Origin of the sequence: Flavobacterium zubiriense (assembly GCF_041729725.1) — a bacterium.
In the GTDB taxonomy this organism is placed as follows: domain Bacteria; phylum Bacteroidota; class Bacteroidia; order Flavobacteriales; family Flavobacteriaceae; genus Flavobacterium; species Flavobacterium zubiriense.
This window is the reverse complement of sequence record NZ_JBCFQL010000008.1, coordinates 1-12777: the sequence shown is the minus strand read 5'-3', so window position 1 is coordinate 12777 and position 12777 is coordinate 1. Positions and strand designations below refer to the sequence as shown.

The 12777-nt window shown below is 33.2% G+C and carries 9 protein-coding genes; 3 read left to right on the top strand and 6 right to left on the bottom strand.

All coding sequences use genetic code 11. The features are described from left to right. Window positions 1-80 precede the first annotated feature (80 nt). From AAGV28_RS08460 to AAGV28_RS08445, 4 genes are all read right to left on the bottom strand, one after another. Window positions 81-2519, bottom strand: a complete 2439-nt coding sequence (locus AAGV28_RS08460) for a TonB-dependent receptor (RefSeq protein ID WP_373406385.1) — start codon at window positions 2517-2519, stop codon at window positions 81-83. An 80-nt stretch (window positions 2520-2599) separates the two neighbouring features. Next, entirely contained in the window at window positions 2600-4987 is a 2388-nt protein-coding gene (locus tag AAGV28_RS08455) for a hypothetical protein (RefSeq protein WP_373406384.1), read from the bottom strand. 205 nt (window positions 4988-5192) lie between these two features. Next, window positions 5193-6854: a 2-succinyl-5-enolpyruvyl-6-hydroxy-3-cyclohexene-1-carboxylic-acid synthase gene (menD, locus tag AAGV28_RS08450; protein ID WP_373406383.1), complete on the bottom strand. Its 1662-nt coding sequence runs from the start codon at window positions 6852-6854 to the stop codon at window positions 5193-5195. Between the two features lie 142 nt (window positions 6855-6996). Next, window positions 6997-7566 (bottom strand): glutathione peroxidase, encoded by a 570-nt coding sequence (locus tag AAGV28_RS08445; RefSeq protein WP_373406382.1) that lies wholly within the window; start codon window positions 7564-7566, stop codon window positions 6997-6999. A 352-nt stretch (window positions 7567-7918) separates the two neighbouring features. Here AAGV28_RS08445 and AAGV28_RS08440 point away from each other — a divergent pair, with 352 nt between their 5' ends. The 3 genes from AAGV28_RS08440 (at window position 7919) to AAGV28_RS08430 (ending at window position 10372) form a co-directional block, all read left to right on the top strand. Further along, window positions 7919-8449, top strand: coding sequence for an RNA polymerase sigma factor (locus tag AAGV28_RS08440; RefSeq protein ID WP_373406381.1), 531 nt, complete (start codon window positions 7919-7921; stop codon window positions 8447-8449). Between the two features lie 4 nt (window positions 8450-8453). Further along, window positions 8454-9239 (top strand): anti-sigma factor, encoded by a 786-nt coding sequence (locus AAGV28_RS08435; protein ID WP_373406380.1) that lies wholly within the window; start codon window positions 8454-8456, stop codon window positions 9237-9239. Window positions 9240-9427: 188 nt separating this feature from the next. After that, complete coding sequence (locus AAGV28_RS08430; protein ID WP_373406379.1) at window positions 9428-10372, top strand: tRNA-dihydrouridine synthase family protein; 945 nt, start codon at window positions 9428-9430, stop codon at window positions 10370-10372. A gap of 102 nt (window positions 10373-10474) precedes the next feature. Here AAGV28_RS08430 and AAGV28_RS08425 read toward each other — a convergent pair whose 3' ends face one another. After that, window positions 10475-11044 (bottom strand): hypothetical protein, encoded by a 570-nt coding sequence (locus tag AAGV28_RS08425; RefSeq protein ID WP_373406378.1) that lies wholly within the window; start codon window positions 11042-11044, stop codon window positions 10475-10477. Between the two features lie 41 nt (window positions 11045-11085). Then, window positions 11086-12777: beta strand repeat-containing protein (locus AAGV28_RS08420; RefSeq protein WP_373406377.1), on the bottom strand; the 1692-nt coding region annotated here is incomplete at its 5' end.

Genomic DNA, 12777 nt, shown 5'->3' with positions numbered 1-12777 from the left:
ATGTTAAAGAGGCTAATATAAATTAGGAAAAACACAAAATCATCCTGTACTGTCCCGATTAAATAAATCACAACAGAAAATTATTTATTAATGGTGTAATAACTATTCCTAACCACAGGAATTCCATTGCTTGTAATCCCTTCTAAAGCTATTTTTACTTTTGTTTCTACTTTAGTATTGAAGTAATTCACAGTTGCATTACCATCTTTGTCTGGATGTACATACGGATTCCAGTACAGGGTATTTCTTACTGTTTCTTTAATGTCTAAAGTCAAAAGTTCTTGTTCATTCTTTGGTGCATAAAAAACACGTGCGGTCTGAAAACCTTCTATGTCTTGCTTGATGTAGTTAAAACCGCTTTTTTCTTTTATTGTTTTGTTGGGTTTTGTAAAAATTGATATTATACCACTTGCTGCTTGCTCACCATAAAAAGTGGCTGCTTGAGAACCTCTTACCGATTCTATTTTCAGAACGTCTTGTGGCAGTATAAAATTTAATAAACCCGTATTGTCTATCATATTATCAATCAAAATAAGCGCCGAACCTTGAAATCGAATGAAACGAATTGATTCATTTTCGATGATAACTCCTGGGATTTTTTGCTCTATTAATTCAAAAATAGAAGTAAAGGTTTTTAAACTTTCATCAGCAACATAGGTGTTTTCTGGAATTCCGTATGCTCCTACGAGTTTGTTATTCTTTTTAGCAACAATGCTAACTTCTTGTAACACATTTTCAGGTTTTACTCCAAAAGTGGTGTATTTTTTAAAAACATTGTCAACAATTAAGCGATTGGTTGGATTCCAATCAATTGTTTGTTTTTTGAAATCGACAGCTATAGCAGGTTGCTCAATTGGATTTAACAAAATTTCGCCTTTGTATTTTCCTTTTTCATCTTTAGAGCTTACAGTCATTTGCATTTTTTCAGAAAACTTTAAATTTTCAAACTTGAATTCTCCAATAGAATCGGTCGTTGTCTTAAATGTGTTTATGTGTTTTGAGTTTAATAAGACGAGTCCAATTGTGTAGTTTTCTTTGGTTTTATCTCCAAAAAGTTGCTTGACTTTCCCAGATATGTTAATGCCTTTTTCTGCAATATAATTTTTTGTATCGCTTGCTTTTGGCATTGTTTTCCAAAGAAAATCTCGCCAACCTTGGGTTAAAAGTAAATTATCTAAATGATCCAATCGTTTTAAATTGGTCGCATCAAAATAATAGGCTGGATTATGTATTTCGCCTCTAATGTCTGCCTCCAGCAAGAAATTAGAACTTATGTTTGTGCCAAAATCTTTATTTTCTTCTACTCCATTCATGTCCGTCACACTCATTGAAAAACTACCCGATTTGGCACTTCCAGTTTTAGTTTTTGACGAAAAAGTGACAGTCGCTTTTTCATTTGGCTTATAAGTGGATTTGTCTGTAGCTAATTGAATGTCTAAATCCTGTTCTTTTTCGATATAAATCAAACGCTCACTTTGTGGTTTTGAATTATTGTCAATTAAAGTAATTTGGCTAATGCCCTCGGGTGTGCTATTTTTATCTAATTCAAAAGAAGATGCCGTTTGCGTTATTGTTAATGTATTTTCTAAATAAGAAACCCCTTTTGACTTGCAAACAACCGTTATTATGGCATTAGGATTTTGCAATAAAGTAGCTTCGTTGGTTAGTACAGAAACAATATTTTTACCTCTTACTACTCTATAATTTAACAAATAGCCTTGGTTAGTCACTTTTGGCAGTTCTTCCCGCAGTTCGGTTCCGTCTTCGGTTTTTATTTTTGCATAATAATTTTGAGCATCCATGGGAATCATTTGAAATTTACCCATTCCATCATGAACGCTTGAAAAAGAGCCAACTACTTCGTTATTGCCATCAAAAATTTCTCCAGTAATAGGTATGGGTTTTCCGTTACTATCAACGGCTTTGAAACCCACGATGCTAGCAACATTTGTCAAAAGGGAGCCACTTTCTGGAAAAAAATCGACCTTTATTTTACGCTCAACAATAGCTTGTGCTTGTGGTTTAGTCTTTCCTTTGGTTTCTGTGACTGTTATTGGTGTTTTATTATCTTTGGAATTCGATTCAAAAACATCTACAACTTCAATATTTTTTTTGAAAACAAAATCTTCTCCAAAATTTCTGTTCCAATTAGTGTAGGCTCTCAATTGATAAACACCCGGTTTTACGCCAAGTGAATCCGTTAATTGAAAATCACCATGACCCAAACCTATTTGAAGATTGGTTTTGTTTCGGGCAAGAATTTCTTGATCTGGTGAAATTAATTCTACATATAAAATAGTACTATTATCAAAAAGAACATTATTTGTTGCACGTACATTATAGGCTTTGTAAAATAAATCATCGCCAACAAAATACAGAGACTTGTCTGTGTGAAGATATACTTTTTCTATATCAGAAACCTTTTTTTGGTCTTGAGCATTCAAAAAACCAATCGAAAAAACTAACAAAACCAAACAAATAAAAGGACAATTTTTATTGCTTTTAAAAACTTTTAACATCTATAATCTATATTTATGTTGAACAAATAACAAAAGGATGAAGATATGTAAAAATCTTCTTAATTTTCATTTAATTCCTGTTAATTTTTGATTGTATAATAAACATTCTTAACCACCGGAATTCCGCTAGCTGTAATCCCTTCCAAAGCAACTTTTACTTTAGTTTCTACCTTGGTATTGTAATAATTTACAGTTGCGTTACCTGTTTTGTCAGGTCGTAACTCTGGATTCCAATAAATGGTGTTTCTTACTGCGGCAATAACATCTAACTCGGCTTGTTCTGGAGTTGGTGCATAAAAAGTACGCCCTAAATAATAACCGTCTATTTTTATTTTAATCGATTGATTAATATCTTTTTTGGGTTGGTTGCCAGTGCTTTTCCCATTTGTAAAAATAGAGATTACTCCTAAACCTGCATCTGGTCCGTAAAGAGTTTTGAGCATTTCAGTACCACGCAACGCTTCTATTTTTTCGATTTCTTCAGGAGAGACAAAATTCAATTGTGCCAATTCATTTATTGGATTTCCATCAATCAAAATGACAGGAAGTCCCTCAATTGTCGAAAAAGATTCTGGCGAAATGAGTTTATTAAAATCGAACATCTGAAACTTATCCATAATCAAATCACTAGCACTAGAAAACTTCAATCCTTCTTTATCCATTTTATAATCAAAATCAGGTCGTCCATATAATACAGTTGCATATTTTTTCTTTGCTGTAATTTTCACCTCGTTCAATCTGTTTTCGGGTTTTATTCCAAAAGCGGTATATTTCTTTAACACATTATCCGCAATTGATTTTATGGTTTCGGAAAAGCCAATAGATTCATTTTGGAATCCAACTGGTGGCGGTGTTCTGTAAACGGAATCTAAAACTATTTCACCACTGAATTTGCCTTTATCGTCTTTGGTGCTTAAAAAGAGTTGGGTGGTATTGTAAAAAATCAGATTCTCAAATTTGAATTTTCCAATAGAATCGGTTGCTGTATTAAAAAATTGCATTCCTTTTTTGCCCATTAAAGACAATGACATATTGCTGTTTACTTTTGCCTTTTTACCCAATAATTGTTTTACCCTACCTGATATTTCAAGTCCCTTTTCTGCGGCGTACCGAATGGTTTTGTTAGGATTTGGATTCGTTTTCCATATAAAATCACGCCAACCTTGAGTTAAAAGCAAATTGTCTAAATGTTCTAATCTTTTGGGATTAGTTGCATCAAAATAATAGCCTGGATGATGCACTTTTCCTCTAATGTCTGACTCCATCAAAAAGTACGAACTAATAGTTGTACCAAAATCCTTGTCTTCCACTCCATTCATATCCGTTACACTCAATGAAAAACTAGCTGATTTGGCAACTCCTTTTTTAGATTTAGAAGAAACATAAACTATTGTCTTTTCATTGGGTTCATATGTTTCTTTATCAGTTACGAGTTCAACCTCTAAATCATTTTCTTTTTCGATATAAATTAATCGCTCGCTTTGTGGTTTATTAGCATTGTCAAACAATGTGATTTGGCTTATGCCTGCTGGAAATTTATCTTTTGGCAATTCAAATGACAATGTGGTTTCAGTGAGCGTTTGTGTAGTTTCTAAATACGTAATTCCTTTGGCTTTGCCAATAACTGTTAAAGCTGCATTAGGATTTTGTGCTAAAGTGGCTTGGTTTGTATTGATACTTACAATGTTTCTGCCTTTCATTCCTTTAAAACTCAATGAATAGCCCTGTTTGAGAATGTTAGGGAGTTCTTGACGAAGTTCTATTCCTGTTGAAGTTTTAATTTTTGCATAATAACTTTTTCCTTCCATCGGTAACATTTGGAATTTTCCCATGCCATCGTGAACACTTTCAAAAGCAGTGACTAATTCGTTATTCGAATCGTAAATTTCTCCGTTAATTTCTATTGGTTTTCCGTTATTATCAACCGCTTTAAAACCAACAATACTGGAAACATTTTCTATAAGGGAGCCGCCTTCCGGAAAGAAATCGATGCGAAATGTGTTTTGTTTAGCGGCTTCTTTTTTAGTGATTTTAGTTTCCGAAGCAATATTTTGAGCCGTCTTGGATTTATCATTCGATTCAAAAACATCGATAATTTCAATATCCTTTTTGAACACAAAATCATCTCCAAAATTCCTATTCCAATTCGTATAAGCTCTTAATTGATAAATCCCTGGTTTTACGCCCAAAGAATCCTGCAATTGAAAATCGCCGTGCCCTAATCCCATTTCTAAATTAGTTTTGTTTTGAGCAATTATTTTAGATTCCGACGAAATTAATTCGACATACAAAATGTTGCTGTTATCAAAAAGTAAGTTATTAGAAGCACGCACATTATAGGCTTTGTACCATATATCTTCACCAATAAAATAAGTGGATCGATCGGTGTGAAGATAGACTTTCTCTACATCAGCTTTGATTGTCTTTTTGTCTTGTGCCTGCAAAAAAACAATTGATAATACGAACATAAAAAAGCAAACGAAGATGCTTTTTTTATTTTCACAAAAAACTTCAACCATTTCAAATCTAAATTTATATTAAAGAATAAAAAGATGAAGATATATAAAAAAAGAATTGTTTTACAAAACCGAGCACATAAAAACAAGAAAAAACCTATTTGTAATAGATTACAAAAAAGTTATCCTTGATAAAAACTTATATTTCAAAAAAAGGTTAAACTAATTCTTTAAAAAATTGCTTCAAGACCGCATCATTTTCAAGAGTGGGTGTAAATACTTCTAAAATTGAAGCTTGGTTATTTTGAACATACAATTGTTTTAAACCAATTTGCAAAGTCGTTTCATCCTTCGCAATTATATATTCAAAACCATACATTTTGGCTAAATGTTCCGCCGTCAAGCAATGCGAAGTTTCGAAAAAAGTATTAAAAACAGGCGTTTCTTCGTGACCAGGTAAAATTCTAAATATACCTCCTCCTCCATTATTGATGAGGATAATTTTAAAGTTTTTAGGAATGTAATTATTCCATAAGGCGTTGCTATCATACAGAAAACCAATATCGCCAGTCATAAAAACAGTCGGCTTATTATTTGCAACAGCGGCACCTATGGCAGTAGAGGTACTGCCATCAATTCCGCTAGTTCCTCGATTGCAAAACACTTCCACACTCGAAGGTATTTCCATTAATTGTGCGTAACGAATAGCCGAACTGTTACTAATTTGTAACTGACTATTTTCTGGTAAGGTCTTGAGTAGCTTATCAAAAACATAAAAATCTGAGTACGAAACTTTTCTTAAAAAAAGATCTTGTTTTTCTTTTCGAATGGCTTGAATGCGATTCATTTTTACAAAATAATCACTTTTTACACTATGGGTTAAAGGCAAGAAATTAGCAAAAAAAGTATTTGGATTGGTTTCAAAATGTTTAGTCAAAATTCCAAAAGTATCATACGCGCGTAAAGTATCAATGTGCCAATGTTGTTTCGGTTTGTATTTTCGTAAAAAGGCTTTGATGCGTTTAGAAACAATCATTCCGCCAAAAGTGACTAAAATATCGGGACAAAAATCTTCAAAATCCTCATTGGTAAACGGAGTAATTATAGTGTCAATATTCGAAATAAAACTAGAATGGTGTAAGTTAGAAGTCGTTTCGGTCATCACCACCACCGATTCGTCATTGGCGAAAGCCTCAATAGTGGCATTCGAAATAGCATCAGGATCATTTACTCCTACCAATACTAATTTTTTTGTCGATTGGTTCCAAATGTCCACAAAAGCTGTCAAATCTTCTAACGGAGTTATTGGATTCAAACTAGCAAAATTATCAACCATTACATCTACCGAAAGTTCGGAAACAGTTTCATACAAAGGTTCTTCAAAAGGAGCGTTGATGTGTACAGGCCCTTTTTTATAAAAAGCAGCGTCTATGACCGCGTTGATTTTGTGATCGTTTGTTTTTGAAGCTTCTTCGGTTAAATTAGCATTGTACAACGAATGATTTGCAAAAACATTTTCCTGACGAATGGTTTGTCCGTCGCCAATATCAATCTTACTTTGCGGTCTATCTGCCGAAATAACAATTAAGGGAATCTGACTGTAAAAAGCTTCGGCAACAGCGGGATAATAATTCAATAATGCCGAACCTGAAGTACAAACTACGACTACTGGACGCTTGATTTGTTGGGCAATTCCTAATGCAAAAAATGCTGCACAACGTTCATCGGCAATGCTGTAGCACTTAAAATCAGGATTAGAGGCAAAACCAATTGTTAAAGGTGCGTTTCTGGAACCTGGAGAAATTACGATATCGAGGATTCCTTTGGCTAAACAAATCTGAATAATGCTTTGCGCTAAAGGTATTTTGGGATAAATCATTTTTTTTATTTCGAATCACAAAGTTACGAAGATGACATTACTTTAACATAAATACGAGAATTAATTTCTTTACTATTTTTTATAAAAAAAAGCGATTTCTAAATCAAGTTAAAAATCGCTTTTTTGTAAAATATAAGATTCTTTATTGCTTGATCCAATTTACAATTTCAGGTGCATCAGGTTTTGTTTTAGAGTAATATACTTCTACCAAATGTCCTTTTTCGTCGATCAGGTATTTTTGGAAATTCCATTTCACTTCCGAATCTTTCACTCCGTTTTTCTCTTTTTGAGTTAAAAATTGATAAATCGGACTCATATCTTTTCCTTTTACTGAAATTTTATCCATTATAGGAAAAGTTACTCCGTAATTAATTTTACAAAAAGTCTCAATATCTTTGTTTGTTCCTGGTTCTTGTCCATTGAAATTATTAGCTGGAAAACCTATAACTGTAAAACCTTTGTCTTTGTATTCTTTGTAAATGGCTTCTAATTGTTCGTATTGTGGGGTAAAACCGCATTTGGAAGCCGTATTTACAATTAAAACTTTCTTTCCTTTTAAAGTGGAAAAATCAAATGGTTCTCCATATAAATTATTCACTTTAAATTGGTAAATACTTTTTGTATCCATGGCTTTTGTTTTTTTATTTTGTGCCTGAGTAAATCCGTTAAGGAGTAAAAACACACTGCACATAATAAATAATAAGTTTTTCATATCCGTTTATTTTTTTTTATAAAATTAATCAAATTCACTGCTTCACAATTCTTTTCAAGAACTAATTTTAATTAAACAATTGTTAAAAATAAACTAACGAGAAATGTGTACATAAATAAGATGCAAATTATTTTGTTTTCAAACAACTAAAAAAAATAGTATTAAATGGAAAGCGAAACCCATACAAAACATAGGATTCAATATCTTAGGTGTAAAAAATCATAATGGTATATTTGATTTGTTTTTCAAAAGATTGAATGAAAAACACCATTTTAATTTCTGAACTGAACAAAACCTAGCACATTTTTAAATAAGTTTGCATAAGTTTGTATGCGTAAAAAAACCAAAAACTATGAGCCAAGACGAATTATTAGTTTTAATTTATAAAAAGGACGAAAAAGCCTTTACACATCTTTATGATATGTATGCTAAAAGTTTATTCTCCGTTATTAGTGTTCTGATAAAAAACACAGAAGAAGCAGAAGATGTTCTCCAGGAAGTATTTGTTAAAATTTGGAAAAATCTTGATAGCTATAACGAAAGCAAGGGACGTTTTTACACTTGGATACTCAATATTGCCCGTAATACTTCAATTGATAAATTACGTTCTAAAAATTTTAACAACAGTCAAAAAAACCTATCTACTGATAATTTCGTAAATCTATTAGAAGACAGTAATAAACTTGTGAATAAGGTGGATGGAATAGGAATGCAGGAATTTATTAAAAGGTTAAAACCAAAATGCATCCAGATAATAGACCTATTGTTTTTTAAAGGGTATACTCAACAAGAAGCAGCTGAAGAACTAGAAATTCCGTTGGGAACCGTAAAAACACACAACCGAAACTGTATTAATGATTTAAGAATCTACTTGAAAGTATAGTATAATGGAAACAAAAGAATATATAGAATCTGGCATATTAGAACTTTACGTTTACGGTTCGTTAACTGAAACCGAAAGCGAAGAAGTAGCAGTAATGGCTAAAAGACACACCGAGATTAATGCTGAAATTATAGCAATTGAAAAATCAGTTGTAGCATTATCTTCCAGTTTTTCACCATTTCAATCGGCTGAAAATTATGCTAAGATTAAAGAAAAATTAGGTTTAAAAACTGCCGAAGTAATACCAATGGCTTCTGATAGAAATTGGTCTCAATACATTGGCTGGGCTGCTGCAATACTGTTATTGGTTGGTATAGGATTCCAATACAACCAACTGGAAGAAACCAACAGGCAAGTTGTTACAACCACAACCGAGAAATCTAAAATTGAGCAAGAAAAAAACCAATTGATTCTCGAAAAAACTGCTATTGAAACTAATTTGGCCGTTGTAAAAGACGATAAAAATACAGTAGTTGCTCTTGGAGGCCAAACGGTAGCACCAGAATCATCGGCAAAAGTGTATTGGAACAAAGAAACCCAAGTGGTTTATGTAGATGCCTCAGGACTTCCTGAACCGCCAAAAGGTATGGTATATCAAGTTTGGGCATTAAAACTCAACCCGCTTACACCTACTAGTATTGGTTTACTAGAAGACTTTGATAACAATGGCCAACGCTTCTTTGCTGTCAACAATACGGGAGATGCTGAAGCATTCGGAATCACATTGGAACCAGCTGGAGGAAGTTTATCGCCTACTATGGAACAATTATATACATTAGGAAAAGTGTAAATTAAATATTTATTATTTTACCATTAAGAGAGTTAAGAAAAATTAAGCAAAAAACTTTATGAAACTTAAATCTCTTAATGGTTAAAAAAACTCCATTTTAGAATAAACCAAAGACTTTCCGTTGAAAGTCTTTTTTTGTTTTACAAAGTGTAGTTTGCATTGATTATATTTGCGCAATTCTATTTTTCATGAGCTATACCCTTCTTTCTTCGCCACTCCAAGGATTTACTGATTTTCGTTTTCGAAATGCACAAAATAAATATTTTGGAGGGATTGATACTTTTTATTCGCCGTACATTCGTTTAAACGGAAAACTGATTATCAAATCGTCTTATCAGCGCGATTTATTGCCCGAAAACAACAGTAGTTTAGAAGTAATCCCGCAAATTATCACCAATGATGCCGACGAATTTTTATTTGTTTCCAAATATGTTCAGGAATTAGGATATAAAGAATTGAATTGGAATCTCGGTTGTCCTTATCCCATGGTAACCAAATCAGGTATGGGGTCAGGATTGATTTGTCAAACCGAAAAAATCAATAGTATTTTAGAAAAAGTACATGCCGAATCGGATATTATTGTATCGATGAAAATGCGTTTGGGATATGATTCGCCTGAGGAAATTTTGAATGTATTGCCACTTATTGAAAAATACCCCGTTAAAAATATAGCTATTCATGCCCGTATTGGAAAACAATTGTACAATGGTGGAGTAAATTTAGATGGTTTCCAGCAATGCGTTGATAATACAAAATTGAAACTGTATTACAATGGCGACATTACTTCGGTTGCTCAATTTCACAAAATGCAAGAACGTTTTCCATCCATAGATCACTGGATGATAGGTCGCGGCTTAATTGCCGATCCATTTTTACCTTCCATGATTAAAAACAACAGCTCCGAATATCCATCGAACAAAATGGAATTATTCAGTAATTTTCATGATACTTTATACGCCGGCTACAGCGAATCTTTATCTGGAGCCACTCATATTTTGCTAAAAATGCACCACTTATGGGAATATTTTTCAGTTATTTTTTCGAATCCTCATAAAGTGAATAAAAAGATTAAAAAGGCTAAAAGTATTCGGAATTACGAACAAGCGGTTAAGGAGATTGTTAAGGAGGGGTAATTTTTTATTTTAACAAAAAAGGTTCAAACGTAAAAGTTGAACCTTTTTATTAGATTTTAAATCCCATTCTCTTTTAATAAACGCTTTATTTTTTATTAAAAATTATGCAGGATCATCTATTAAATCCCCTGTTACATAAATACGTTTTTGACCATTAACAGTAATTACATTTACCCTAACAGTTCCTTCTGGACGAATCTTAAATTCTCTAACATTAGACCTAGTAGTAGTTGAATAGCTACTATTTGGAATTTGGTAATAAAAAATTTCATTATTGGCTTCAACAGTTAAATAATCATTTGATTTAGTATTTATAATTGTACAAGTAAATCCAGCAGGAAGATTATTAGCATAATTAAAAAGAGAGCCATTAAAATTACTGTCCGAAACATAAATCACTGATCCCGAGTAAGAATCATCTAAATATACATTTGTACTATTAAAAACCGTAGCAAGACCTCCAGTTGAAGGACTCGTCCAGCTTGTTGTTCCATCGCCATTAGTTGATAATACTTGTCCATTTTGTCCATCCGTATTAGGATAAGTCACATCTCCTACTTTTAATGTGCTTACCGTTGACTCCGTTACCACACTTCCGTTTTTAGTCAGTGCTTGTGCTGAATTATATTGTGTAATCAAGACTATTGGTACTATAAAAAGATATTTTTTCATAATTGTATTTTTAATAAAATAATTAAACAAATCAACCGGCCTTAGTTATAATTATTAGTAGCCGAATAATCAAATTGTATTCTATCCCCATCAGTCAAAGTATTATCCCCATTGTTTTCAGGATAGTATGTTAAACTAGTTTCGTTTATGGTGTATGCAGTATTACTTATTCTGATTCCGTTGATGTACATTTTTACTTTACTATACACCGTGGGTGTTTGAGTCAATGTAAAACTAGTTTGAGAAGCTGTGGCTGTAAATTCATCGGCAACTTCTATTGCAACAGTACCATCAGACATCATATATCCGTTAAGCCCGTCCCGACGTACAAATGAATTTGCAAAGATATTTCCACTAGTGGAAACACTAGTTATCTGATTATTTCCTAATTGAATAGTATTACTTCCATTTCCTATAGCTCGATATCCAATAACTATCTGATTAGTCTGAGGTGGCATATTCCCATTATTATTCTCATAATCAAAACTTTTTGTTTCAGCTCCGATAAAAACCGAATTGTCCATTACATTATTTAAAAACCCCCTTCTATCAGTAGCACCAGCATTTTTACCCACAGCAGTATTATTATCACCATCAAGAAGTACTTCGATAGCGCCTGAACCTATGGCCGTATTACTTTGACCTCTACCAATTTGTGAAAGTGCGAAGTAACCTAAAGCAGTATTATATGTTCCCATACTTAAAGTACCAAGTGCTGAAACTCCCATAGCAGTATTAGTAGGAATACTTCCGTTTCCTAAACCAACAGTGATGCCGTCTACAGTAAGGTTTGAGCTGAACGTTTTATTCCCAGCAATAGTTTGATCAGTTGTTAAATCTACAAAATCGTCGCTTGAAGCAGATGTGGGGGTCGTCCAAGATAAAATACCTTCTCCGTTTGTACTTAATACTTGTCCTAGCGTTCCATCTGTATTCGGTATCGTTATTGCTCCTGTTGTAATAGAACCGCTCGTTTTAACATCTGTTACTGTAGTATTACCTAATTGAATAGTATTACTTGCTGAAACTACAGCAGCATAACCAATAGCAGTAGCATTATTCAATTCCCCTGAAGATACATTTGCTTCAGCACCAATTGCGGTATTGTTAGTTCCTGTCGTATTATTGAAAAGTGCTCTGTACCCGTGTGCAGTATTTGAATCCCCAATGGTATTAGAAAAAAGTGTTAAATATCCACTACTTGTATTTTTACTACCTGTTGTATTAGAAAAAAGTGAAACTCCACCATTACTCGTATTTTGCCCCCCTGTTGTATTAGAACGAAGAACTCCCTGCCCTAGAGCAGTATTATTTGCTCCTGTTGTGTTACTGTAGAGTGCTTCTAATCCATTAGCGGTATTCTGACGTCCAGTTGTATTAAGATGAAGTGCTGATTTTCCAACTGCAGTATTAGAATCTCCGGTAGTATTTGACAATAGCCCCTCATTACCAATTATTGTGTTATCATAACCAATCCCTTTACCAACAGTTATTCCGTTGACTACAATATCACTACTAAAAGTTTTACCCCCATTAATGGTTTGCGCAGTAGTCAAATCAACAACGTTTTCGCTTGCAGCAGCCACTGCAGTAGAAACAAACTGAGTTGTAGCAATTTGATTTGAATTTGTTCCCGCATCAGCAGTAGCAGCAGTTGGTTCTCCTGCTAAAGCTATAGAGCTTGCAATTTTATCCGAGGTCACAGCTCCGTCTAATAACTTTGTTGTAGATAC

Coding starts and splice junctions, on each gene's coding strand:
- menD (WP_373406383.1), bottom strand. CDS start 6,854: ATGATTTATCCCAAAATACCTTTAGCGCAAAGCATTATTCAGATTTGT.
- AAGV28_RS08425 (WP_373406378.1), bottom strand. CDS start 11,044: ATGAAAAAATATCTTTTTATAGTACCAATAGTCTTGATTACACAATAT.
- AAGV28_RS08460 (WP_373406385.1), bottom strand. CDS start 2,519: ATGTTAAAAGTTTTTAAAAGCAATAAAAATTGTCCTTTTATTTGTTTG.
- AAGV28_RS08445 (WP_373406382.1), bottom strand. CDS start 7,566: ATGAAAAACTTATTATTTATTATGTGCAGTGTGTTTTTACTCCTTAAC.
- AAGV28_RS08435 (WP_373406380.1), top strand. CDS start 8,454: ATGGAAACAAAAGAATATATAGAATCTGGCATATTAGAACTTTACGTT.
- AAGV28_RS08440 (WP_373406381.1), top strand. CDS start 7,919: ATGAGCCAAGACGAATTATTAGTTTTAATTTATAAAAAGGACGAAAAA.
- AAGV28_RS08430 (WP_373406379.1), top strand. CDS start 9,428: ATGAGCTATACCCTTCTTTCTTCGCCACTCCAAGGATTTACTGATTTT.
- AAGV28_RS08455 (WP_373406384.1), bottom strand. CDS start 4,987: ATGTTCGTATTATCAATTGTTTTTTTGCAGGCACAAGACAAAAAGACA.